The 23,102-nt window shown below is 37.0% G+C and carries 25 protein-coding genes; 15 read left to right on the top strand and 10 right to left on the bottom strand.

Annotation, left to right across the window (positions count from 1 at the left end):
- Positions 1 to 61: 61 nt before the first annotated feature.
- The 9 genes from FW768_RS12235 (at position 62) to FW768_RS12195 (ending at position 6,823) form a co-directional block, all read left to right on the top strand.
- Positions 62 to 367 carry a DUF3467 domain-containing protein gene (locus FW768_RS12235; RefSeq protein WP_002976436.1) on the top strand — a complete coding sequence of 102 codons (306 nt, stop codon included), beginning with the start codon at positions 62 to 64 and terminating at the stop codon, positions 365 to 367.
- A 270-nt stretch (positions 368 to 637) separates the two neighbouring features.
- Positions 638 to 1,288, top strand: a complete 651-nt coding sequence (locus FW768_RS12230; protein WP_153395811.1) for a Crp/Fnr family transcriptional regulator — start codon at positions 638 to 640, stop codon at positions 1,286 to 1,288.
- Between the two features lie 133 nt (positions 1,289 to 1,421).
- Entirely contained in the window at positions 1,422 to 2,264 is an 843-nt protein-coding gene (locus FW768_RS12225; RefSeq protein WP_153395809.1) for a DUF5777 family beta-barrel protein, read from the top strand.
- Position 2,265: 1 nt separating this feature from the next.
- Complete coding sequence (locus tag FW768_RS12220; protein ID WP_185151972.1) at positions 2,266 to 2,607, top strand: c-type cytochrome; 342 nt, start codon at positions 2,266 to 2,268, stop codon at positions 2,605 to 2,607.
- 12 nt (positions 2,608 to 2,619) lie between these two features.
- Positions 2,620 to 3,165, top strand: coding sequence for a YceI family protein (locus tag FW768_RS12215; RefSeq protein ID WP_153395805.1), 546 nt, complete (start codon positions 2,620 to 2,622; stop codon positions 3,163 to 3,165).
- 14 nt (positions 3,166 to 3,179) lie between these two features.
- Entirely contained in the window at positions 3,180 to 3,686 is a 507-nt protein-coding gene (locus tag FW768_RS12210) for an ankyrin repeat domain-containing protein (RefSeq protein ID WP_231128681.1), read from the top strand.
- A gap of 1 nt (position 3,687) precedes the next feature.
- Positions 3,688 to 4,434 carry a T9SS type A sorting domain-containing protein gene (locus FW768_RS12205; RefSeq protein WP_153395802.1) on the top strand — a complete coding sequence of 249 codons (747 nt, stop codon included), beginning with the start codon at positions 3,688 to 3,690 and terminating at the stop codon, positions 4,432 to 4,434.
- 176 nt (positions 4,435 to 4,610) lie between these two features.
- Positions 4,611 to 5,456 carry a GNAT family N-acetyltransferase gene (locus tag FW768_RS12200; RefSeq protein WP_153395800.1) on the top strand — a complete coding sequence of 282 codons (846 nt, stop codon included), beginning with the start codon at positions 4,611 to 4,613 and terminating at the stop codon, positions 5,454 to 5,456.
- An 80-nt stretch (positions 5,457 to 5,536) separates the two neighbouring features.
- A complete protein-coding gene (locus FW768_RS12195) occupies positions 5,537 to 6,823 on the top strand; it encodes an alkaline phosphatase family protein (RefSeq protein WP_153395798.1) in 1,287 nt (428 codons plus the stop codon).
- A gap of 72 nt (positions 6,824 to 6,895) precedes the next feature.
- Here the strand turns inward: FW768_RS12195 and FW768_RS12190 are convergent, their stop codons facing one another.
- Entirely contained in the window at positions 6,896 to 7,774 is an 879-nt protein-coding gene (locus FW768_RS12190) for an NAD(P)H-binding protein (RefSeq protein ID WP_153395796.1), read from the bottom strand.
- 174 nt (positions 7,775 to 7,948) lie between these two features.
- Between FW768_RS12190 and FW768_RS12185 the strand changes: the two genes are divergently transcribed.
- Positions 7,949 to 8,311, top strand: a complete 363-nt coding sequence (locus FW768_RS12185; RefSeq protein ID WP_153395794.1) for a winged helix-turn-helix transcriptional regulator — start codon at positions 7,949 to 7,951, stop codon at positions 8,309 to 8,311.
- 208 nt (positions 8,312 to 8,519) lie between these two features.
- Here FW768_RS12185 and FW768_RS12180 read toward each other — a convergent pair whose 3' ends face one another.
- A complete protein-coding gene (locus FW768_RS12180; RefSeq protein ID WP_153395792.1) occupies positions 8,520 to 9,575 on the bottom strand; it encodes an NAD(P)-dependent alcohol dehydrogenase in 1,056 nt (351 codons plus the stop codon).
- A 33-nt stretch (positions 9,576 to 9,608) separates the two neighbouring features.
- Positions 9,609 to 10,013, bottom strand: coding sequence for a cupin domain-containing protein (locus FW768_RS12175; RefSeq protein ID WP_153395790.1), 405 nt, complete (start codon positions 10,011 to 10,013; stop codon positions 9,609 to 9,611).
- 132 nt (positions 10,014 to 10,145) lie between these two features.
- Here FW768_RS12175 and FW768_RS12170 point away from each other — a divergent pair, with 132 nt between their 5' ends.
- The 3 genes from FW768_RS12170 to FW768_RS23540 all read left to right on the top strand — a co-directional run bounded on the left by FW768_RS12170 (position 10,146) and on the right by FW768_RS23540 (position 12,781).
- Complete coding sequence (locus FW768_RS12170; RefSeq protein ID WP_153395788.1) at positions 10,146 to 11,048, top strand: helix-turn-helix domain-containing protein; 903 nt, start codon at positions 10,146 to 10,148, stop codon at positions 11,046 to 11,048.
- Positions 11,049 to 11,146: 98 nt separating this feature from the next.
- Complete coding sequence (locus tag FW768_RS12165) at positions 11,147 to 12,490, top strand: carboxylesterase family protein (protein WP_153395786.1); 1,344 nt, start codon at positions 11,147 to 11,149, stop codon at positions 12,488 to 12,490.
- Between the two features lie 123 nt (positions 12,491 to 12,613).
- Positions 12,614 to 12,781 (top strand): hypothetical protein, encoded by a 168-nt coding sequence (locus FW768_RS23540; RefSeq protein WP_185151971.1) that lies wholly within the window; start codon positions 12,614 to 12,616, stop codon positions 12,779 to 12,781.
- Between the two features lie 83 nt (positions 12,782 to 12,864).
- Here the strand turns inward: FW768_RS23540 and FW768_RS12160 are convergent, their stop codons facing one another.
- From FW768_RS12160 to lpxK, 6 genes are all read right to left on the bottom strand, one after another.
- A complete protein-coding gene (locus FW768_RS12160) occupies positions 12,865 to 14,337 on the bottom strand; it encodes an alpha-amylase (RefSeq protein WP_153395784.1) in 1,473 nt (490 codons plus the stop codon).
- Positions 14,338 to 14,379: 42 nt separating this feature from the next.
- The gene (gene dinB / locus FW768_RS12155) at positions 14,380 to 15,471 is read right to left on the bottom strand and encodes a DNA polymerase IV (protein ID WP_153395782.1); all 1,092 of its coding nucleotides are present in this window, start codon (positions 15,469 to 15,471) and stop codon (positions 14,380 to 14,382) included.
- Between the two features lie 152 nt (positions 15,472 to 15,623).
- Positions 15,624 to 16,079 (bottom strand): GNAT family N-acetyltransferase, encoded by a 456-nt coding sequence (locus tag FW768_RS12150; protein ID WP_153395780.1) that lies wholly within the window; start codon positions 16,077 to 16,079, stop codon positions 15,624 to 15,626.
- A 21-nt stretch (positions 16,080 to 16,100) separates the two neighbouring features.
- On the bottom strand, positions 16,101 to 16,616 hold the full coding sequence (locus FW768_RS12145; RefSeq protein ID WP_153395778.1) for a TlpA family protein disulfide reductase: 516 nt from the start codon (positions 16,614 to 16,616) through the stop codon (positions 16,101 to 16,103).
- A 532-nt stretch (positions 16,617 to 17,148) separates the two neighbouring features.
- Positions 17,149 to 17,970, bottom strand: coding sequence for a purine-nucleoside phosphorylase (locus FW768_RS12140; RefSeq protein ID WP_153395776.1), 822 nt, complete (start codon positions 17,968 to 17,970; stop codon positions 17,149 to 17,151).
- Positions 17,954 to 18,979, bottom strand: coding sequence for a tetraacyldisaccharide 4'-kinase (gene lpxK / locus FW768_RS12135; protein ID WP_153395774.1), 1,026 nt, complete (start codon positions 18,977 to 18,979; stop codon positions 17,954 to 17,956). The genes FW768_RS12140 and lpxK overlap by 17 nt, the downstream gene beginning before the upstream one ends.
- A gap of 109 nt (positions 18,980 to 19,088) precedes the next feature.
- On the opposite strand from lpxK, the gene truA reads away from it, so the two are divergent.
- Positions 19,089 to 19,820 (top strand): tRNA pseudouridine(38-40) synthase TruA, encoded by a 732-nt coding sequence (gene truA / locus FW768_RS12130; RefSeq protein WP_153395772.1) that lies wholly within the window; start codon positions 19,089 to 19,091, stop codon positions 19,818 to 19,820.
- Between the two features lie 521 nt (positions 19,821 to 20,341).
- Entirely contained in the window at positions 20,342 to 22,099 is a 1,758-nt protein-coding gene (locus FW768_RS12125) for an ABC transporter ATP-binding protein (protein WP_153395770.1), read from the top strand.
- Between the two features lie 22 nt (positions 22,100 to 22,121).
- On the opposite strand, the gene FW768_RS12120 is transcribed toward FW768_RS12125, so the two are convergent.
- The gene (locus FW768_RS12120) at positions 22,122 to 22,997 is read right to left on the bottom strand and encodes a CPBP family intramembrane glutamic endopeptidase (RefSeq protein WP_153395768.1); all 876 of its coding nucleotides are present in this window, start codon (positions 22,995 to 22,997) and stop codon (positions 22,122 to 22,124) included.
- Positions 22,998 to 23,102: the final 105 nt, after the last annotated feature.

Below are 23,102 nucleotides of genomic sequence, written 5' to 3'. Positions count from 1 at the left end.
GGAATTATTTTTATATTTTCACAATCTCAAATTTCGAATTTTAAAAACATAATTTATAACAATGGACAACAATCAAAATCCACAAGACGGAAACATCAACATCGAATTAAACGAAATGGTAGCTGCTGGTATCTATGCTAACTTAGCATTGGTAAACCACTCTCCATCTGAGTTCGTAGTAGATTTCATCCAATTAATGCCGGGGGTACAGCAAGCTAAAGTAAGATCAAGAGTTATTCTTGCTCCTCTTCATGCTAAAAGAGTTTTAAACGCTCTTCAACAGAACATCGCTAACTATGAGCAGCAGTTCGGAGAAATCAAAGAAGTTGAGCCTTTCGTATTAGGAGGAAACAACGTACAAGCTTAAGATTTTTCTTATCATAAAATAGAATACCCCGGTTTTTCCGGGGTATTTTTGTTAAATGCTAATAGATCTTTTTATAGATCCATGATCTTCAAAATAAGTTCTCGGTTTTTCCTTATAAAATTCATATTATTTTAATTTTCAATTTAAAATATATATTAAAAATACCAATATTTAGTTATTTTTAACATTATGATGAAAGATTTTTATTAATATCGCATATTAGTTGCTCGATTTTATATATTTGCTTAAAAATACCTCACAAAAAAAGATATGATAAATGACCAGTTTATTCTCCAGAAATTTGGGTTTTTAGGTCGTGGTTTTTTAACTGAAATTGAAAAACATGCAGTGATGACCAATATAAAGTCGAAGACGGAAATTATAAGGGAAGGACAGAAAAATAAATATGTACCTTTTCTGATAAAAGGCTCTATTAAAGTTTTTACCCTTAATGACGGCCGGGAACTTATTTACTATTACATCAGGCCCAACGATAGCTGCCTTATGACCTTTTCCTCCATTTTTACAGACTATGTGAGCAGAGTATATGCGATAGCAGAAGAAGATTCTGAAGCTTTGCTTATCCCTGTTTCCGTAATACACGACTGGCTGATTCAGTTTCCGGAAATCAATAAATTATTCTACCGGGAATACGACAGACGTTTCTCGGAAGTCATGAGTATGGTCAATGAAGCTGTTTTTCACAGGCTTGACAGACGTGTTTTGAACTATATAAAACAGCAGATCTCCTTAACTGGAAATAATCCTATCAAGATTACCCATCGTGAAATAGCCAGCAGCTTAGGAACTTCCCGGGAAGTGGTAAGCAGGGTGTTAAAGAAAATTGAAAGTGACGGAGAAATTGTTCAGGCTAAGGAAGGAATAAAAGTCGCTGTAAATGAAAATGTTAGATTAGTCTAATTTATGTTGTTTTAAAGGTTTTAGTTTAATCATTGATAAAAACTATTTATATGGTGACTTTTATCACACATTTTTGAATCGATATCTCTATAAGTTTGTCATATCATAATTTAAATTCAAATTGTAGTAGTATATGACAAAGACTCTATTATTTTTGTCAGTATTTTCATCAGTTTTTGCCTTTGGACAGGAAGATCTGCTGAAAGATATTGACACTATTAAAACCGATACAGAAATTTCACAGCCCGCTTTTAAAGCTCTTCAGATTGTTACGGCACAATCTACAAAACTTGCTGCCAAAAAAGAATGGTATATTGTTGTTGCCCATAGATTTGGTGACATAAGCACAGGATTTAAAGACTTTTTCGGACTGGATAATGCATCCACTAAATTAGGTGTTATCTACGGTGTTTCAGATGCAGTTTCTGTAAGTCTTTCCAGAGAAACCAATATGAAAACCTTCGAAGGGGCATTAAAATATAAACTGACCAAGCAAGATGAAAACTTTCCGGTGGATATCGTTGGCTATAATGTAATGGGAGTAAATACGGATCTTAGTAAAGATACTTATCCTTATCTTAAATTCGGTGACAGACTCACTTATCTTACACAAGCCTTAATCTCAAGACGATTTAATGATAACCTATCATTACAGCTCATCCCTTCATACGTCCATAAAAACCTATATGAACCAACAATAGAAGATAAGAACCAGTTTTTAACCGGATTGGGAGGACGCTATAAAATATCAAAAAGAGTTTCTGTAAACGCAGAATATTTTGTGAATTTTGATAATCACAGTTTTTATAAAAACCCTCTGTCATTAGGAGTAGATATAGAAACTGGAGGACATATTTTCCAGCTGCTATTCACCAATTCCCAGATCAATTCAGATATAGGCTATCTTACCAATGCAGTGGGAAAGTGGGGCAAAGGGCAGATTTTCTTTGGATTTAATCTTTACAGAGTATTTTAAAATGAAAAAGAACATATACATAATGCTTTCAGCAGTTTTACTAACTGCCTGTGACAGCAGAACCTACGAGGAAGTATCTGAGAATAAGCCAATTGTCGAACTGGTAAGATACAACCAGGATGTAAAGCCAATTGTGGATAATAACTGCATAGGTTGCCATTCGGCAGGAAGTTTTAAACCTCTGGTGTCTTATAATGATGTAAAAAATAATATAGAAGGAATTCTCAACAGAATACAGAGAGCAAACGGTGATCCGGGGAAAATGCCTCAGGGCGGATCTTTGTCTCAGACACAGATTAATATTTTTATTAAATGGAAAGCTGACGGATTAACTGAAAATTAAAAAATATTTGATATGAAAAAATTAGGATTATTAAGTGTATTACTACTTTCGGCTGGTTACGCTTCAGCACAAAAATACAGCTCTAAAACGGGAAAAGTAAGTTTTGAGGCTTCAGTACCTTTATTCGAAGATATTTATGCGAAGGATGACAATAATGTTGTTGTTTTAAATGCAGATACCGGAGAAATGGCATCAGTTTCATCTGTGAAGAACTTTCATTTTAAAACAAAATTAATGGAAGAACATTTCAATGAAAGCTATGCCGAGACTGCGAAATATCCGAAAACGACTTTCAAAGGGAAAGTTGTCAACTTCGATAAGGCAAAGCTGAGTGCAAGCCCACAAAAGTATACCGTTCAGGGAACTTTAAATTTTCACGGAGTGGATAAAGCCGTTTCTTCCACAGCAACAATCTATGCAAAAGATGGGAAAATCTATATGCAGGGCGGTTTTATAGCGAAGCCTGCAGATTATAAAGTAGCTATTCCGAAGATGGTTACTAAGAAAGTAGCAGAGAATGTAAATATTGAATATAACTACGTAATGCTCCAACAATGAAAAATCTGATCTTCATGTTAGGAATATTTCTGGGTTCACTGGTATCTGCTCAGGAGAAAGCAAAGTCAATATTTGATATTGCCAGAAGCGGAACACTTACCGAAGTAAAGGATCTGATGAAACAGAACCCGGATATTATTAACCAGGTCAATGAAAATGGTTTTTCGCCACTTATTTTAGCCTGTTACAGAGGGAATATTGAGGTTGCTCAATTTTTGATTGACCATGTAAAAGATGTTAATTATAAAAGTGGCGAAGGAACTGCATTGGCAGGACTTGCAATAAAGTACAACAGAGATCTGGTGGAACGGTTGCTAAAGAAAAATGCAGATCCAAATATTGCTGATGCTACAGGATATACACCTTTGTTCTGGGCAGTAAAATCAGGAAACAAAGATCTGGTAGAGCTGCTGCTGAAATATAAAGCAGATAAATCCAAAAAAGATTCAATGGGAATGACTCCTTTTGAATATGCATTACAGACCAATAACAACGAAATTATTAAACTCTTAAAAAATTGATATGAAAAAAATTCTACTAACACTTAGTTTAGCCTTTGCAAGTTTAGCCTGGGCGCAGTTTTCGTCAGAAACGGTAATGACACCTGTCATGACGGTGAAATTAGTGACTGATCCTACGAAAGTAACCCTTACCTTAACAGGAGATAGTAATTCAATGCTGGGAATAGGTTTCGGTAATTCAGGAATGGGGGCTGGTGCAGATGGGTTCATTTATAATTCGTCTGCGAATAGAGACTATTCTTTCAGTGGAGTTCCTAATGCTCCTTCACCTGATTCATCTCAGGACTGGACGCAAACATCAAATACTGTGTCAGGAAGTATAAGAACTATTGTGGCTACAAGATCTCTTTCCGGTGGAGCAGGGGATTTTGCAATTCCTAATGCAGCAGGAACAATCAATATTTTTTATGCACGCAGATTAGGTAATCAGGATTTAGGATATCATGGAAATACAGACAGAGGTTATGCAACATTAACAATGACAGCTACTACCTTAGGAACCAGTGAAGTTGCTGCCGAGAACAAGAAAGTTAATCTTTATCCGAACCCGGCCAAGGAAACTGTAAGTATTAAAAACGCAGACAAAATAAAATCTGTTGAGATCTACGACTCAACAGGAAGGAAGGTAAGAACAGCAAATACGGATGGAGAGAATATCAATATTTCCGACCTGAAATCCGGAATTTATTATTTCGAAGTTACTTTAAAAGATGGAAATAAGTCTTATGAAAAGCTTATCAAAGAGTAATTAGATCTCTATACAGATGGAAGTCCCTTTTATAGCTTGCTGTAGAGGGACTTTTTCTATAAATACCTAAAAGATTTGTCTATTGTTTTTATACCTTTGCCCTATCTGTATAGTATGAAAATTATTTTTGAATAATATTAATTCTTCATAGAAAAAAATATAATAACAAGAAAACAATGGAATTTAAAAATTTAGCAGGAACCGATATCAAGGAGCTTTTATCCGTATTTAACCTTTCTTTTTCAGATTATATCGTTCCTTTTCATCTGACAGAAGAACAGCTTATTTCAAAAATAAATACTGAAAAAATAAATTTGGATATCTCCGTAGGTGTATTTGATTCCGGACACCTGGCAGGTTTTATTCTACAGGCAGAAAAGGCAGAAGATGGTGAAAAAATAATTTATAATGCGGGAACCGGAGTAATTCCGGAGGTTAGGGGAAAAGGTCTGGTAAGAAAAATGTACGATTTTATTCTTCCTGTATTACAAGAAAGAAATGCAGATAGATTATTGCTTGAAGTCATTGAAGGAAATGAACCCGCCATCCGGGCTTATGAAAATTTAGGTTTCAATGTGGTAAGAAAATTACTTTGCTTCAGAGGAAATATCATTCTGGCAAAAGAAAATCCTGATATTATTGTAAGAGAAATGGAAGGCTTCCAATGGGAGAATTTCCTTTCTTTTTGGGACATTGACCCCTCATGGCAGGCTTCTGTTTTTGTTCTTGACGATATACTCAAAGAATGTATTATTCTTGGAGCTTATAGGGATACAAAGCTTGTAGGATACGCTATTTATAATCGTTCTTCAAAAAAGATATATCAGTTGGCTGTCGATAAAAGTCATAGAAAACAAGGAGCTGGAACAATGCTTTTCAAAGCGATAGCACAAATAGCAGGAGGATCAGAAGTATCGGTAAATAATGTAGATGATATGTCAAAGGAAACTTTTTCATTTTTGAGCAGTACTATTGGTCTTAAAAACTGGATATCGCAGTTGGAAATGAAAAAAAATCTCTAAAAATTCAGTTTTAATATACTTTTAACCTCATTCATTTTTCGGACAGATATACAGGCCGTAACTTTGTCAAAATTTAAATAATGAAGCGAGGAATACAAATTTTACTGCTCTTTTTTTCTTTGACAGCTTTTGCCCGGCAAACCATTATAGATACGGCACAGATCATCATACCCGGCCGTACCAATAGTATAGAATCCCAGAGAAAACCTTATGTAATCATGATTTCAGCAGATGGCTTCCGGTATGATTATGCCAAAAAATATCATGCTGAACATCTTTTACAACTTTCTGAAAATGGAGTACAGGCCAAAGCAATGATTCCAAGCTATCCAAGTATTACTTTTCCTAACCATTGGAGTCTGATCACAGGTCTATATCCTTCTCATCATGGTCTGATTGACAATTTTTTCTACGATTATAATAGAAAGGAAGCCTATGCGATGAGTAATAAAAAGAATGCTGAAGATGGAAGCTGGTACGGCGGAACTCCGCTTTGGGCACTGGCCGAAAAGCAGGGAATGGTATCTGCATCTTTAATGTGGGTAGGTTCTGCAAGTGATGCCGGAGGAATAAGGCCTTCTTATTATTATCCCTATCATGAAAAATTTACTCCTTCTGAAAAGGTAAATAAAGTAGTGAACTGGCTGAAGCTGCCTGAAGATAAAAGGCCCCATTTTATCTCATTATACTTCCCGGAAGTTGACGGAAGCGGCCACCACTATGGACCAGATACTCCGGAAACTGAAAGCGCGGTTCATTTAATTGATCAGGCTGTTGGTGATCTGGTTCAGAAAGTAAATGGCTTAGGTTTAAAAAATGTCAACTTTATTTTTGTTTCAGATCATGGAATGATTAAAGTAGATGGCGGGGCTCCGCTGGAAATTCCAGCCATACTTTTTGATAAAAACAGATTTGATTTCTATAACTCTCAGACCCTGTTAAGAGTATATGTAAAGAATCCTGCTGAAGTAAAAGCGGTATATAAGGAATTAAAAGCTCATAAAACAGCTGACTATGAAGTGTATCTGGATAAAAAACTTCCCAAATATCTGCATTTTGCCACTAAAGATGATACTTATAAAAGAATCGGGCAAATCCTTCTCATTCCTAAAGCTCCAAAAATATTTTTGGAAAAAGACAAGAAAACGTCAGCAGGAAAACACGGTTACAATCCTGGAATAGTTCCGGAAATGAAAGCTACATTCTATGCTTGGGGCCCTGAATTCAAAAACAATCAGCAGGTCAATGAGTTTGAAAATGTAAACGTCTATCCTTTAGTTGCAGAAGTTTTAGGATTAAAAACGGATCAGCCGATCGATGGAAAATTAAAAGTTCTGAAAGAAATATTGAAAGATAGAAAAAAGTAAAATTCAAAGCTATATAAAGAGTTTCGGCGCACCAAAGGTGCGCCGAAACTGTTCCAGAACAAAAAATAAAACTTAGAATTTATCCGCAAATTCTTTAGCAAAATCCTCGAGCTTAATATTTCCTGTAACAGGTGCTCCGTGATCAATAAAGTCTTTTTGTATAATGCCTGTTCTCATTCCTTTTCCCATCTCTGTATACAGTTCGGCCATATTCTGGGGAAGTCCCGCCTGTATCATTCCATTGAAAGCATCTTCATCAGAAAACTCTATCCAGGGTAATTCCGGTTTTTCTACTGAGGCTCCTAAAACTTTAGCAAAATCAGAAGCGTTTCGGGTGTCGCTCACAATATATCGGATATTTTTACCTGTTTCATTTTTTACAAGCTCTTCAGCGGCTGCTTTGGCAATATCTTTAGGATGAACCAGAGGAATATTTATCTCTGCAGAATAATTTCCGCCAATGATTCCTGCATTTTTAATTAAAGGAATATCATTAAAAAAGTTGGTGTAAAAATACCCTGCCCTTAAAAAAGTAAAAGAGGTGTTTTCTACATTGCTATAGAGTTTTTCAATATGATGGAGGCCTTTAATCGGACCGTTTTCTACAGGAGATTCTGCTCCCACGCTGCTCAGCATAACGGCTCTTTTTACCTTGGCTTTTTTCAAAGCTTCAGCGTAATTTTTTCCTGCGTTAATAGTGTTTTCAACGATATTTACAGCACTGATGGCAGGAGGTGTCATTAAAAAGACAGCATCTGCACTTTCAAATGTTTGGGCCAGAAAATCTACATCTTCTATTGACCCGATTGCAGGAATGGCACCCAGTGATTCAATATCATGTTTTCTGGCTTCACTGCTGCTGATTATGGTGATCTCATGGCCTTCTGATAGAAGCTGTTGTGCTAAAGGCTTGGCTGTATTTCCTAATGATCCTGTGATGACAATTTTCATATGTAAATTTTTTTTATTGTTTTTAATGGTCATATATAATCGCTGGATATTGATTCACCTTTATGGATTGATCAAATGACTGCGATTTCATAATAAATATTTTTTTATTTCTGAATACAAAGTTATATTTGTACTTACTTTTTTACAAGTACTTACCCTAAAGTATGTATTATTATGACAGCAATCAAAGAAAGCTCAACCATTCAGGAAAACAGAAAAGTGCTGCAGGACTGCCCTGTAATGTATGTTATGGAAAGAATCGGGGGATTCTGGAAACCCATTATCCTTTTCAATCTTTCCACAGGTGAAAAAAGATATAGTGAACTGAAAAAAGCAATTCCCGCCGTCACCGAAAAAATGCTGATTCAACATCTTAAACAGCTGGAGGCAGACGGACTTATCATCAGAACCGCCAGACCTGTTGTTCCTCCTCATGTCACTTATAAACTAAGCAAAGCCGGAAGTGGATTAGGAACAGTCATTGATGCTATGGCAGAATGGGCATTTCAGGATATGGAAGGGAAGTATAAAAAATGATCAGTCTAGAATGTAAAAATGAAAATATATCTCGGGATTCTGAAAATTTTTTGATAAAAAAAAGACCTGTAAAGAGAACCTTATTCAATAGAAATGGGCTTCAGCCCATTTAATAAAAATCAACAGACACCAACAACGCTACCTAATTCTAAAAAAATAAAAAGACCCTTCCAATTGAAAGAGTCTTTTATTGTTATATGATGGAGATCTATAAAGATTTCATATCAATTACAAAACGGTATTTTACATCGCTCTTCAGCATTCTTTCGTAAGCGTGATTAATATCCTGCATTTTGATCAACTCAATTTCAGAAACAATATTGTGTTTTCCGCAGAAATCCAGTAATTCCTGTGTTTCAGCAATACCTCCAATCAGCGATCCTGCAACAGAACGACGCTGGAAGATCATTGGCCTTGTGCTCACTGCATCATTTTCGAATTCGCCAACAAAACCTACAAGAACAATCGTTCCGTTCAGTCTGAGTGTCTGCATATAAGGAGTGATATCATGCTCATAAGGAACAGTATCAATAATCAGGTCAAACTTTCCTTTTACGGCATCCATCTGTGAATCATCAGTAGAAATAACAACATGGTCTGCTCCAAGCTGTTTGGCATCTTCGGTCTTCCCTGGAGTTCTGGAGAATAATGTAACTTCTGCACCTAATCCCTTGGCTAGTTTGATCGCCATATGCCCTAATCCGCCAAGCCCTATAACGGCTACTTTAGAGCCAGGACCAGCGTTCCAGTGTCTCAAAGGCGACCACGTGGTAATTCCTGCACACAGAAGCGGTGCTACTGCTGCTAAATCTAAATTTTCAGGAACACTTAAAACAAAATGTTCATCAACCACAACTTTTTGGGAATACCCTCCAAAGGTATGGCCTCCCAAGTGTTGGTCCTTACCATTATAAGTCCCTGTAAATCCGTTTAAACAGTACTGTTCAAGATCGTGCTGGCAGCTGTCACAGTGCCCGCATGAATCCACCATACAGCCCACTGCGGCAAGATCCCCAACCTTAAATTTAGATACTTCGCTTCCCACATTCGTAATTCTTCCTACAATTTCATGCCCGGGAACCGCTGGATACAGCGATCCGCCCCAGTCATTTCTTGCTGTATGGAGGTCAGAGTGGCATACCCCGCAATAGAGAATTTCAATTTCTACATCTTTGGAAGTTACCGCTCTTCTTTCAATATTCATTTCTTTCAGATCTGCCGTCTTGGATTCTGCTCCATAGGCTTTTACTGTAATTGTGCTCATTTTATATATGTATTTAAGTTAATAAATTATGATTTATAAATGATTATATTCATCATCGGTTACAGGCTTAAGCCATTCCACAATACCGTTTTGGGTATTCAGATTAATGGCAATATGCGTAAATTCACTTTCCGGACCTGCTCCATGCCAGTGAATGATTCCCGGAAGAATATTGACTGTATCTTCCGGACGAAGGATTTGTGCAGGCTTACCTTTTTCCTGATAAAAACCGGTTCCTGAAGTTACAATTAAAATCTGTCCGCCGCCATGAGAATGCCAGTTATTTCTACAGCCAGGCTCAAAAGTGACATGAGCAATCTGACAGTTCAGTTCATCCGCATTGGGTTTTAAAATATGTACCCATGCTGCACCACCTGAAAAATAATCAGCAGACGCCTTTTCTCCTTTTGGAAAAATGTTGGTATTCAATATTTCCATAACAATACAAAAGTCGAAACTTTTGTAAAAACAGAGCTTATACAGATTACCGGAATACTTACCAATTTTACAGTCCTTATTCTATGGTACAAATGAAAGTAGTAATTTTGAATCAGATTTAAAATCTATTTTATGGAAAATCAGGTCGTTGAAAAGATCAGCAGTATTTCGGAATACAATAAAATGACGAATCATGAAACACTTCATCCGCTGGTAAGTGTGGTCGATTTTTCAAAATCTGATCCGATATGCCAGTACAGGAGAACCTATTCCTTTTATACCGTTTTTCTGAAAGATGTGATTTGCGGTGATATGCATTATGGTAAACACAGTTATGATTACCAGGAAGGAACATTGGTTTTTATTGCTCCCGGGCAGGTAAGCGGGGTTACCAATGATGGAAGATCCGTTCAGCCGGGAGGATATGCCCTGCTTTTTCATCCGGATCTGATCAAAGGAACCAACCTTGGTAAAAACATCAATGAGTATACTTTTTTTTCTTATGATGTACATGAAGCACTCCATCTCTCCGAAAAAGAAAGAGAAATCGTTCTGGAATGCTTTAAGAATATTAAACTCGAATTAGAGCAGTCTATTGATAAGCACAGTAAATCATTAATTGTAAACAATATTGAATTATTTCTAAACTACTGTATGCGTTTTTATGACCGGCAATTCATTACCAGAGACCATATCAATCAGGGGGTGATCGGAAAATTTGAAAAACTGGTGGATGATTACTTTACATCCGATAATCCTAAAACGATAGGCTTCCCGATGGTGCATTATTTTGCAGAACAGCTCAATCTTTCTGCTAATTATTTCGGGGATCTGATTAAAAAAGAATTAGGAATTTCCGCACAGGAGTTTATTCATAATAAGCTCATAGAAATGGCTAAAGAGCTGATTGTGAGTCCTTCCAAATCCATCAGCGAGATTTCTTATGATCTGGGATTTAAATATCCGCAGCACTTTACAAGACTATTCAAAACCAAAGTAGGAATTTCTCCAAGCGAATATAAAAGTCTTAATTAATAGCAAGTAGCCGTTTCATAAATAACTTTTACAGATCATGACATTCGGTAAATTTTTTATTTATTATATTTAAAATAAGAAAATTTTTCAGTTTTATCATGAGACCACAACAGAATGGAAGCCATATTTTTGAAACCCGTTTTGGAAGAATCACTGCTTTAAAAGAAAATGGTATTATTAAGGCCAAAAGTATCCGTTATGCCTTTTCGAAAAGATATCAGAGACCTGTTCCTGTAGAACCTTCAGGGTCTGATATTATACTTCCGGATAAAACTCCGGTATGTCCCCAGAAGATTAGTCTGCTGGTAGAAAAGATGATTGGCCCTACCCAGATTGATGATTTTAATCCGGACGAATCAACACAGTATCTTTCAGTGATCCGACCTGAAAATTTTACCGAAAATCAAAAGCTTGCAGTTGTCGTTTGGATTCATGGCGGTTCGCATGAGATCGGCTGCGGAGATCTTCCTACCGCTGATGCAGGAGAGTGGGTGAGGGAGCAGAACATTATTGTGGTGAATGTTTCTTACAGACTTGGACTTTTCGGTTTTTTAGGAGGTGATGAAACAAGACCACCGAATCTGGGCCTTTTTGATATCATAGAAGCGTTGAAATGGGTTAAAAATTACATTTCTGACTTTGGAGGCGATGCCGAAAATATTACGCTTTTAGGACAGTCTTCAGGAGGTGATGCTATAGCACATCTTATGATTTCTGATGGAGTGGAAAACCTTTTTCAAAAGGTTATTATTCAAAGTGCTCCTTTAGGGTTACGTCACAAAAGACAGAAAATGTCTGCCGAATTTCTGAAGAAAACAGAAGGATTGAAGGATGAACCGGATATCTATAAAATGATGGACGAGTACGGAAAATATGTACCTTCTGTGATAAAATACGGCCTGAAAGCGGCAATGCCCTTCGGAACACAATATGGTTTTCCTCCTTTATGTAATGAAAGTGAAGCCGTGGAAAAGTGGAAATCAGGTGTCGGAAAATATGATGTTCTGATCGGTTTGAATAATGATGAAACCGCATTTTATCTTAAAACCTCCGAAGCTTTAAATAAATATTTCGGAAAAGGTTTTGGATTGAAAATTCTTGATAAAACGGTCCAGAAAACTACAGAATTTATTTATGGAAAACCGGCTGAGCACTTTGCTGAAGATTTTGCCAAGGCAGGCGGAAACGTTTATCTCTTCAGAATTCATTCAAAATTAAAGGAAAACCAGATCGGGGCAGCACACTGCATTGATCTTCCCCTAATTTTCGGAAATGAATCAGCTTGGAAGCCTGCAGAATTATTGAAAAATGTTTCCTGGGAATATATCCACGAAAACGGGAAAAAAATCCGTGCACTCTGGGCAGAATTTGCCAGAACCGGACATGTATCCGATGAATCTGAAAGGCCTGAAATTCTGAGTCTCCGGAAAATCAAGCTTTAAAAATACTCAGCATAGATCTGCTATCTTTTGAAATAGACAGATAAAAGAATGTCGTTGGTTAGTTTTATTCAAAGGTTGGTGATATTTTATGTATATTTAATTAAATCATAAAAATAGATCATTATGAAAACAAAAAACCTTTTACATGTACGAAAAATTGAAAGGGAGAAACTAAAAAATCTCAAAGCAGGAGACCGCTGGGGTAACCGGGTATGCTGTACCTATAACGAGGAAAACTTTTGTTGTGAGTGGGCCAGCGATTTTATGAACTGCCGAGGTATTCAGTGCTAGAATCATTAAAATAGATGGTTTAAAGAATCAGCTAAGGCATACGTGGTCTCTATGGATGCCTTAGTTTTTTATCATTTTTACCTTTATTCAGGGATCCAGACACTTACATTTCCTGCGGGAACCGGGAAATTTCCCCATCCGTTTTCATCAATAACAACCACATCTTTGAATCTTTTAAGCAGATCTTTACATTTTTTTCCGGCATAGTCTTTTCCCATTTCCATAGGCTTGTTATAAGCGTCTTTATTGCTCAGAACCACGGCACACCCTGGATGTTCTTCATCACCTGTGCGTATCCATCCAAGACAATTGGCGTCTTCAAAATAATCCCGCTGCTCTCCGTAAGCATGATTCTTTCTGGCTTGAAGGAGTTCTTCAATACCTTCCACTTTAGATAAAAATATTTCCTGATCATTTCCGGCGCTGTCTTTATCGATATAATGAGCGCCATATAAATCAGGATAAAAAATACAGGGATAACCATCTTTCCGCAGTAAGATCAGGGCATAGGCAATGGGCTTAAACCAGGCTTCTACCGGGGCTTCAAGATCCTGTAAAGGTTGTGTGTCGTGATTATCAACAAGACTTACCGAGTGCATTGGGTCTGCTTCTGTGAGAGAACCTTCAAAAATTTTCCGAAGATCATAAGAACCTCCTTCTTTTGAGGCATTATAGAAATTATTCTGGAGTGAACTGTCAAAAAGACTCATACAGCCTTCCGTGACTTCGATATATTTCTGGAGAAGATGCAGATGGCCGGGAGCCCAGTATTCACCTACCGCGAAAATATTCTTTTCGGAATTGGAGCGGAGCATCGTAAGCCACTCTTTATAAAAATCAAAAGAAATATGTTTTAATGCATCCAGCCTTACCCCGTCGAAATCAGTCTGATCAAAATACCATTTTGCCCAATGATTCAGCTCTTCACGTACAAAAGGATTGCGATGCTCAATGTCATTATACATCAGGTAATCGTAATTGCCCTTTTCATCATCAATCATTTCTTCCCAGTCGTTTCCATATTCAGACTGTATCTTGAAAATGTGGGATTCCATACCTTCAGCATAATCTACACCGCTAAAACAGGTGAAATTCCATTCAAAATCAGAATATTTTTTGTTCCGCCCGGGAAAAGTAAACTTGGTATAAGATTCAATCTCAGTAATATCAGAAATCATCTTTTCCCTGTTGTTTTCATCTACTTTTACCGCTTTGAACTTTTCCAGTTCGTCACCTCCTGCTTTATGTCCCAGTACAATATCTACAATGATTTCTATATGGTGCTTTTTTAAAGCTTTGATAGCCTTTATATATTCGTTTTTAGTACCATATTTCGTGGAAATGCTTCCTTTCTGGTTGAATTCCCCAAGGTCATAAAGATCGTAAACATCATATCCAACAGAATAGCCACCGCTATTACCCTTATAAGCCGGCGGAAGCCATACAGAAGTTATTCCTAGGCTTGAAAGAAATTTGGCTTGTTTTTCAGCTTCTTTCCACAGTTTGCTATCCCCTTCGGAATACCAGTGGAAAAATTGGATCATTGTTGGGTTCATAAATGATGAATTTGGCCAATACAAGATAGTGAAAAATTTTCACTACTGATTTTCAAACTCTTCAAACGGGATTTTTAGTTGAATAGAAATCTGCTTTTTTTCTTCCGTATTAAGATGAGAAAGAGACAATCCCAATAATCTTACTGGTTTATTATAAGGACGGAGTTCCCAGAGTTTTTTACCGGTATTGAAGTACTGTTTCGGAGAAGAAAAATACTCCTCTTTTGTGATACTTCTGGTGAACATAGAGAAATCCCGGTATTTTATTTTTAAAGTGAGAGTTCTTCCCAGAATATTGTTTTTCTGTAACCGCTGATGGAGTTCCTGTCCTAAATTTTCAAGCTTTTCATCAATTTGCTGTTCATCAAAAAGATCTTCAAAAAAAGTCCTTTCAACAGCGACACTTTTCTGGATTCGATGAGGTTTTACCTCGGAAGTGTGAATGCCACGCACCACATTATAGTAATGCCTGCCGGATTTTCCGAAAAGCCGGTCCAGTTCTTCCAGGGATCTTTTCTTTAAATCTTTTCCTTTGTAAATCCCTAAACCAAACATTTTGTTAGCTGTAACCTTACCTACGCCGTAAAATTTTTCAACAGGAAGTTCTTCCAGAAAGTTTTCCACTTTATCTGGATGAATGGTTTTCTGGCCATTGGGTTTATTGATGTCAGAAGCTACTTTCGCTAAAAATTTATTGACTGAAATTCCTGCAGAAGCCGTTAATCCGGTCTGTTCAAAAATTTTCTGACGGATTTCACGGGCAATCAGGTTGGCAGATTCCATTCCCTTTTTATTTTCAGTAACGTCCAGATAAGCCTCATCCAGAGACAGCGGCTCCACCAGATCAGTGTATTCATAAAAAATTTCTCTGATCTTTCTGGAAATTTCTTTGTATCGGGCAAAGCGGGGCGAAACAAAAATAAGATGCGGGCATCTTTCCCGGGCAGTCTTACTGGGCATTGCAGAACGAACTCCGTATTTTCTGGCTTCATAGCTCGCGGCAGCAACTACTCCGCGGTGCTGGCCGCCAACTGCAATGGGCTTGCCTTTAAGCTCCGGATTGTCATGCTGTTCCACGGAAGCATAAAATGCATCCATATCTACATGAATAATCTTACGAAGCGGCAGGTCCATAGTACAAAGATAGGATTTTAGAGGGAAGAGAGATGAATAGGGGGGAGTGGGAAGATTATGGGATCTGTATTTTACAATTAAAATATTTTCAAATAAAAGAGGATAGGAATTTGTAAAACATCATCATCTTCCGGCTTTTATCTTCTTGTTTTCTAGCTTTTCAGTCTCATCGTGAGGAGAAGCGGCTCAAATCCTGCTTTTTCATAGGCTTTTATAGCAGGTTCGTTCTGAGCATAAACATCCAGTCTGATCTCTGAAATATTTCTTGATTTCGACCAACTAATCAGTTCGTCAGTAATCAGCTTGTTGATTCCTTTTCCCCGATACTCCGGTTTTACATACATAAAACCCAGATAAGCATAAGTTTTAAAATGATAATAATTCTTATCGGTATTTTTAATGAGAGCGTATCCCGATGCAACGATTTCATTATCCTCTTCCGCAATGATTAAAACAGCATCAGGAGATTTCATAAAATGGGTCAGGTCATAGTAATGAATTTCCCCATCAATAAGGGTACTGTTGAATGGTCTTTCCGCTGTGACAATGCCCTGTTCAAATGTTAAAAGAATTTCTAAATCCTGTTCTGTTGCTTCTCTTATGATCATGGTTGAAAAATAAAATATCGATTACTTTAAAAGGCTATTTATGGTTTGCTGGATTTCAGGATCTTCCGGGGAAATAGCGTAATATTTGGCAATGCCGGACTTCTGGTTGATGATCATATATCTCGGAATCCAGTTAAGATCAATATAATTATTGAAATCATTTTTCCATCCTGTAGCAAACCAATAATTGTCTTTATCCTTCATATTAAACCTCACAAGACTTTTATCAAAGCTCTCTTTTGATTTTTCCAGCGACAGAAACACAAAATCTACATTGGGGTTATTCTTTTCCAGTTCTTCTGCTTTTGGCAGTGCCTGCAAACAGTCTCTGCACCATCCGGCCCAGAAATCAATGACTAAAACTTTTCCTTTGTGCTGATCCAAAATCTGTTGAATGGTAATCGTTTTTCCCTCTTCATTTTCCAGTTTCTGCTTCAAAGCTTCTTTAGAAAATCCTTTCTTAAGGACAGCAGGAGCTTCTTGGGAATAGCTTATTCCAAAAATACCTATCATAAAAATTAATAACAACTTTCTCATCTCTTACAATTTCATGGTACAAATCTAAACAATGAATGGCAACCGGAAATCGATTTTTGATGAATTAAGAAAAATTTATGAAATTGAAAATTTCTATTGATATTTTTAGCCACTAATGCACTAATAAAATAATTCGTAAAGGTTTTATTTTAATATTGCTTATATTAGGAGGCAAAGGAGGGAATCAACTGCGTTGATTTGATGAAGCGGACGTAAAAAATAGTTCAAATTCGATATTTTATCTCTGTTTTTTAGAAAGGCTGCATGAAATCTGCCTAATCAGAATAAAAAAATATCAGTGAGCAAAATTTGTTAAAATCTTTGATTTTTTGCACCTTAAAAGCAGTTTTAGATCAAAAACTTGAATCCTTGCGCTTTCCAATTCTCCCTACTTCTCTTACAGGTATTGGCAATGACGCAAATTGATGTTCAGAGCCAATAAAAATCATAGAGCACTTCCTAACGTACAGTTTGTCTCTTAAAAGAAATCTTAAGTGTTAATCTTTTGTGGTTAAAAAATTCCCGATAAATTTTAAGTTACTGAATAATTTCTGATAAGTCCTTTCACAACGGTAATTACATTCGGCATGGCTTTATTGGCTGCATTCAAGACTTCTTCGTGGGAAACGGAATAGGCAATATCCGGACCGCCAAGGTCTGTAATGATGGAAATACAGAAAACATCCATGCTCATATGTCTGGCAATGATGACTTCCGGAACGGTGCTCATCCCTACCATATCTCCACCAATGGCCTTAATCATTCCATATTCTGCCGGAGTTTCAAAGGTTGGCCCTTGCAGCCCTACGTAAACACCCTGGTGAATTTTAATATTATTTTCTTTAGCCGCTTTTTCAGCGACCTCAATCATTTTTTTGTTATAAGGCTCACTCATATCCACAAAACGTGGTCCGAAAGAATCAATATTTCTGCCACGAAGCGGATGCTCAGGCATCATATTAATGTGATCTTTTAAAATCACAATCTCTGCTACACTGTAATTCGGATTTACTCCGCCCGAAGCATTGGAAAGGATAAGGTTTTTAATTCCCAGCAGATGAAAAACACGTATCGGAAATGTTACGGTTTCCATAGAATGGCCTTCATAGTAATGAAAACGGCCGCTCATCATCAGAACTTTTTTCCCTTCTAAGATTCCATAGATTAATTTTCCTCCATGTCCGGCAACGGTAGTCTGCGGGAAATTGGGGATTTCATGGTATTCCAGTGTATGAATGGCTTGTACTTCGTCTTGTAGCTTTCCAAGCCCTGAACCTAATACGATTGCGAAATCAGGAGTTTCCTTAATAATACTTTTAATGAAATCTGAGGTCTGCTTAATTTTTTCTAACATAATCTAAGATGATTTGATTGAATTCTTCCTTTTTATCAATAATGACATTGATAGGCCAGTAGTAAACAATTTCTCTAAGATAGTCAAAAGTTTTCAGACGTACATAATCTTTCTCCGTCGTCAGGATCAGTTTATATTCGCCCAGTTTTTTGTATTCTGCGTTGATTTTTTTAATATCATCGTCCGTGAAATTATGATGATCCCTGAATTTCAGATGCTTCACCCTTTGTGAAAATTTTGCCAGATGCTCAAGAAGAGGTTTTGGATTGGCAATTCCTGTGATCAGCAGAATGTCATAATAATTCAGATTATTGTCCGGAAGCATTTTATCTTTTCCGTATACGTTTTCATCATAACCAATGGATGAAAAGAAAACTTTTTGGTTATGAGAAGGTCTGATCCTTGAAATGTAATATCTTTTTGTTTCCTCCGTCAGTTCATCAGGACATTTGCTGACCATAATGATGTCTGCTCTTTTGGAACCGGCCCTGGATTCTCTTAAGTCTCCGGCAGGAAGAAGATGGTCTTTAAAAAACGGGTCGTTAAAATCCGTCATCAGAATATTGAACCCGGCCTTAATGGCTCTGTGCTGGAAGGCATCATCCAGAACAAGAACATCAAGGTCCATATCTTCAATTACCTTTTGGGCTCCCGGAACTCTTTTCTCCGAAACAGCGATTACAAAGCGGTTTTTAAAACGCTCAAAAAGCTGCATGGCTTCATCGCCCACCATTTTATAATTACTGTCGTAATTGGTTACTTCATAGCCTTTGGTTAATCTTCCGTAACCACGTGAAAGAACACCGGTCCTGTAATGTTTGGACAGGTATTGGGCAAGATACATCACCATAGGCGATTTTCCGCTTCCGCCCACGGAAAGGTTCCCGACATTAATTATCGGTGTTTTGAACTTTGTTGACTTAAAAATTCCCAGATCATACATTGTGTTTCGGATACCCGTTACCAAATGATAACCAAGGGAGAAAGGATAAAGGTACCATCTTTTCATACGATTGCAAAAATAGGAATTTTTGCAGGGATTTGATGCAAGATTCTCAAAGACTTTTCAACAATTATTTCGTGAAATTAAAGTATTTTTGTGGAGTTATTGAAATACATTGAGATACTTTATAGAATTTTCTTACAACGGAAAAAATTATTTCGGCTATCAGATACAGCCGGACGCTGTTTCTGTACAGGAAGAGCTGGAGAAAGCACTTTCCACGATTCTGAGGGAAGAAATTAAAACCACAGGAGCCGGAAGAACAGATACCGGAGTTCATGCTAAAAAAATATTTGCCCATTTTGACACAGAAAAAGTGCTGGACGAAAATCTTCCGCACAAGTTGAACAGCTTCCTGCCTCCTGATATTGCGGTGAAAAGAATCTTTCTCGTACAGGATGATTTCCATGCACGTTTTGATGCTACTTACAGAACCTACGAATATTATATTTCCCTTGCTAAAAATCCTTTTACCCAAGAGTCGGCATGGCAGCACTGGAAAAGACCTCTTGACATTAATAAAATGAATGAAGCCTGTAAGATTCTTTTTGAATATGAAGATTTTACAAGTTTTGCCAAGTTGAAAACTGATAATAAAACCAATATCTGTAAGATCTACAAAGCGGAGTGGGAGCAGAACGGGACAGAACTGAAATTTACGGTTTCGGCGAATCGTTTCCTTAGAAATATGGTCCGGGCTATCGTTGGAACCATGGTGGAGATTGGTACCGGAAAAATAAAGCCGGAAGATCTGCGTAAAGTTATTGAAGATAAAAACCGTAATGCCGCAGGAACCTCTGCTCCAGGACATGGGCTCTATCTGGTGGATGTAGGATACGAATTTTAAACCCAAATCTATGATTTCTGGACTTATTGCTGTAGCCATATTTTTTATTACGAGAAGCTGGCAGCCCGTTTCGGAAAGAAGAAATGGCTTTATGGTTTTTTAGGAATTGCTCTGTGTTTCGGGCTACAGTTTATATTTGGTCTTACGTACGGAATAGCAGGTGTCATACAGGATCCCAATCACTATTCGCAGGATATTGATTTCCATTCATTCACTCTGGTGAATATTCTGGGCTGGATTTTTTCTGCTATTGTGGCTTTACTAGTCGGATGGTACTTTGGCAGACGCTGGAAGAAGATTCGCTGAACAAACCAGCATATTGAAGATTATAGATTAACGAATCACATTTTCAGGCCGGAGTCAATCTAAGGTAGGAAATCCGGAAAAAGCCAAAACTATTCATATTGTAAATGATGCCTATCTAAAATTTTCTATGAGGATTTGCTGAAGTTGTAAAGGCAGACAAATTATAAAGTCTTATTTTTGCATAGAATTTTTAATTCTTTTCTTCAATTCGAACAATGAAAAAACAAGATACTTGGGGGATTATAAGGAGGCTGTTCTTTATCGGGATGAAATTCCGTTCCTGGTTCATCCTTACATTAGTAATTTCCGTTATACTATCCATCGTTTCTACCTATAGACCTTATCTTACCATGGAAGTGGTGGATAATGACATTACCAAGCTTAAAGACAAAGCTTTGATGATGAAACATATTTATATATTGGTAGGGCTGGTATTTGCAGAAACTGTTCTGAACTTTTTTCTGGTCTATTTTTCCAACTATATTTCTCAGAATGTTATCCGTGATATAAGACAGAGGTTATACGCCAAGCTAATCTATTTCAAGACTTCTTTTTTTGATAAAACTCCTATCGGACAGCTGGTAACACGTGCTGTAGGGGATGTGGAAACTATTGCTACAGTATATACAGATGGATTTCTGATGGTTTTTGGGGATATCCTCAGAATTATTTTTGTTCTGGTGATGATGTTCAGTACCAATGTACATCTGAGCTATATCACCCTGGCAATTCTTCCTTTAATGGTAGTGATTACCCGATTTTTCCAGAAAAGGCTGAAAAAGGCTTTCGGAGATGAGAGAAACTGGACATCTAATCAGAACTCTTTTGTTCAAGAAAGGCTTGCAGGGATGTCTATTATTCAGGTTTTCAACAGACAGGAATCAGAATTTAAAAAGTTTGATGATATCAATATTACCCTGAAAGGAGCCCTTTTAAGGACTGTTTTTATTTTCTCATTATTTTTCCCTGTGGTAGAACTTATTTCGTCACTTTTCATCGGATTTATTCTGTTCTATGGAGGATATATTACAATAAGTGCCGGGGTAGTGATTGCTTTTATTCAGTATATTTCTATGCTGATTCGTCCTTTAAGGCAGATTGCTGACCGTTTTAATAATATCCAGCGAGGTATTGTAGGTGCGGAAAGAGTACTGGGACTGATGGATGAAGAGAATTCAATGCCGAATACTGGGACCGTGAAAAAAGACCATTTTGACGGAAAAATAGAGTTCCAGAAGGTACACTTTGCCTACGATGAAAAACAGGAAGTATTGAAAGGGATCGATTTTAAAGTAAATCCGGGAGAAACGGTGGCGATTGTAGGAGCTACGGGAGCTGGAAAATCTACCATCATCAGCTTAATTACAAGGCTTTATGATATCAATTCCGGAAAGATCCTGATTGATAATGTAGATCTGAAAGATTATGAACTGTATAACCTGAGAAGTCACATCGGGGTCGTATTGCAGGATGTTTTCCTGTTCCATGGAAGTATTTTTGAAAATCTTGCCTTTGGAGACAGTAGCATTACACTGGAAAAAATAAAGGCAGGTGCAAAAGAAATTGAAGTGGATCAGTTTATTGAACAACTTCCGGGCGGGTATGAGTATGTTGTGAGTGAAAGAGGTTCTTCTATATCTTTAGGGCAGAGACAGCTTTTATCTTTCCTCAGAGCCTACCTGTCTGATCCTAAAATTCTTATCTTGGATGAAGCAACATCATCTATTGATCATGAAAGTGAAAAACTAATCCAGCGGGCTACTGAAAAAATCACGAAAAACAGAACTTCCATTATTATTGCACACAGGCTTTCAACCATTGAAAAAGCAGATAAGATCATCGTCATGGAACATGGGAAAATTGTGGAAGAGGGAAAACATCTGGAACTTCTTGATAAGAACGGATATTATGCCACTCTATACAAAGCCCAGCTGCGTCACGAAGTAGAGTTGGAAGAAGAAAAAGAAGCATAAACGGGAATACATTAATTCGACTCTATTCAATGTCATATTCCTTTTCCAGGATCTTTTTAAAATCCTCCTTCGAAACACCGTTTCGGGATCTGAATTTCATGTCAAGGAGAAAATCATCAGTATAGTATGTATTACGGCCATAAACAGTATCTAAAATATGCTGAAATGAATATTGTTTAGATTCAATTTTATATATTTTACCTGCAGAAGAGTCTATTTTGATGGATTGCTTATCCTGCTTATTGAAAAATAAACGTTCTTTAATTTCCAGATTATAACTTTGCCCGGCTCCGGTATCCATATGTGGATTGGTAAAAAGCAAAGTGATATAGGGAATGGGTACAATAAAAAGAAAATTCCAAAGCGTATGGTAAAAATAAGCATAAGAAAAATCTAGCCTTACCCTGATAAAGCTGAGAATAAAGCCGCCAAATAACTGGCTGAAAATAATTAACGGAGATAGTATATAAAAAAGAGCCGTATCATTATTATAATTGAAAATATGGATGAGGCCGAAGAAGATACTGAGACTATAGACTGCAAAAGGAAATATACGGTTCCACTTGTCTCTTTTAATAATTTTGGAAAACAGCCTGTTATACCTCAGAATATATCTGAAAGCAGCTTCTTCAGCCAAAGGAACTATGATGACAAACCAGATTATAGAAGATATAAAGGTTTCACTATATTCCAACCGGTCAGTTTTTAAAGTGATGAACTTTTGTATTCCATAATTTAAAAAGCTAATCAAAGTCAGATTGAGGATAAGTTCCAAAGACAATAAGGTAAAGATCATCCTGTAACGTTCTTTGAGGGGAGGCTTTAGTTGTATATCATCAGGTCTCTTTAAAAAAGATAGAAAATCGGTCAATATAGCCTGAGTTTTTTGAAGAGTCATTTTTTTCTATTTATATTTTCACAGGACAAATTTGTTACAGACGAAAATAACAAAAATAAGTCCTGTGCAGCACAGAACTTATTTTTTATAAATGATCTAATGGTT

Source organism: Chryseobacterium vaccae, assembly GCF_009602705.1.
In the GTDB taxonomy this organism is placed as follows: domain Bacteria; phylum Bacteroidota; class Bacteroidia; order Flavobacteriales; family Weeksellaceae; genus Chryseobacterium; species Chryseobacterium vaccae.
This window is presented reverse-complemented; position numbering and strand designations above follow the sequence as displayed.

Excerpts from the sequence above, each read along its gene's own strand:
- FW768_RS12220 (WP_185151972.1), top strand. The coding sequence starts at position 2,266 with ATGAAAAAGAACATATACATAATGCTTTCAGCAGTTTTACTAACTGCC.
- lpxK (WP_153395774.1), bottom strand. The coding sequence starts at position 18,979 with ATGAAAAGATGGTACCTTTATCCTTTCTCCCTTGGTTATCATTTGGTA.
- FW768_RS12195 (WP_153395798.1), top strand. The coding sequence starts at position 5,537 with ATGAAGCGAGGAATACAAATTTTACTGCTCTTTTTTTCTTTGACAGCT.
- FW768_RS12180 (WP_153395792.1), bottom strand. The coding sequence starts at position 9,575 with ATGAGCACAATTACAGTAAAAGCCTATGGAGCAGAATCCAAGACGGCA.
- FW768_RS12160 (WP_153395784.1), bottom strand. The coding sequence starts at position 14,337 with ATGAACCCAACAATGATCCAATTTTTCCACTGGTATTCCGAAGGGGAT.
- FW768_RS12200 (WP_153395800.1), top strand. The coding sequence starts at position 4,611 with ATGGAATTTAAAAATTTAGCAGGAACCGATATCAAGGAGCTTTTATCC.
- FW768_RS12230 (WP_153395811.1), top strand. The coding sequence starts at position 638 with ATGATAAATGACCAGTTTATTCTCCAGAAATTTGGGTTTTTAGGTCGT.
- FW768_RS12235 (WP_002976436.1), top strand. The coding sequence starts at position 62 with ATGGACAACAATCAAAATCCACAAGACGGAAACATCAACATCGAATTA.
- FW768_RS12190 (WP_153395796.1), bottom strand. The coding sequence starts at position 7,774 with ATGAAAATTGTCATCACAGGATCATTAGGAAATACAGCCAAGCCTTTA.
- FW768_RS12175 (WP_153395790.1), bottom strand. The coding sequence starts at position 10,013 with ATGGAAATATTGAATACCAACATTTTTCCAAAAGGAGAAAAGGCGTCT.
- FW768_RS12225 (WP_153395809.1), top strand. The coding sequence starts at position 1,422 with ATGACAAAGACTCTATTATTTTTGTCAGTATTTTCATCAGTTTTTGCC.
- FW768_RS12215 (WP_153395805.1), top strand. The coding sequence starts at position 2,620 with ATGAAAAAATTAGGATTATTAAGTGTATTACTACTTTCGGCTGGTTAC.
- FW768_RS12170 (WP_153395788.1), top strand. The coding sequence starts at position 10,146 with ATGGAAAATCAGGTCGTTGAAAAGATCAGCAGTATTTCGGAATACAAT.
- dinB (WP_153395782.1), bottom strand. The coding sequence starts at position 15,471 with ATGGACCTGCCGCTTCGTAAGATTATTCATGTAGATATGGATGCATTT.
- FW768_RS12125 (WP_153395770.1), top strand. The coding sequence starts at position 20,342 with ATGAAAAAACAAGATACTTGGGGGATTATAAGGAGGCTGTTCTTTATC.
- FW768_RS12150 (WP_153395780.1), bottom strand. The coding sequence starts at position 16,079 with ATGATCATAAGAGAAGCAACAGAACAGGATTTAGAAATTCTTTTAACA.
- FW768_RS12210 (WP_231128681.1), top strand. The coding sequence starts at position 3,180 with ATGTTAGGAATATTTCTGGGTTCACTGGTATCTGCTCAGGAGAAAGCA.
- FW768_RS12120 (WP_153395768.1), bottom strand. The coding sequence starts at position 22,997 with ATGACTCTTCAAAAAACTCAGGCTATATTGACCGATTTTCTATCTTTT.
- FW768_RS23540 (WP_185151971.1), top strand. The coding sequence starts at position 12,614 with ATGAAAACAAAAAACCTTTTACATGTACGAAAAATTGAAAGGGAGAAA.
- FW768_RS12165 (WP_153395786.1), top strand. The coding sequence starts at position 11,147 with ATGAGACCACAACAGAATGGAAGCCATATTTTTGAAACCCGTTTTGGA.
- FW768_RS12185 (WP_153395794.1), top strand. The coding sequence starts at position 7,949 with ATGACAGCAATCAAAGAAAGCTCAACCATTCAGGAAAACAGAAAAGTG.
- FW768_RS12205 (WP_153395802.1), top strand. The coding sequence starts at position 3,688 with ATGAAAAAAATTCTACTAACACTTAGTTTAGCCTTTGCAAGTTTAGCC.
- FW768_RS12140 (WP_153395776.1), bottom strand. The coding sequence starts at position 17,970 with ATGTTAGAAAAAATTAAGCAGACCTCAGATTTCATTAAAAGTATTATT.
- FW768_RS12145 (WP_153395778.1), bottom strand. The coding sequence starts at position 16,616 with ATGAGAAAGTTGTTATTAATTTTTATGATAGGTATTTTTGGAATAAGC.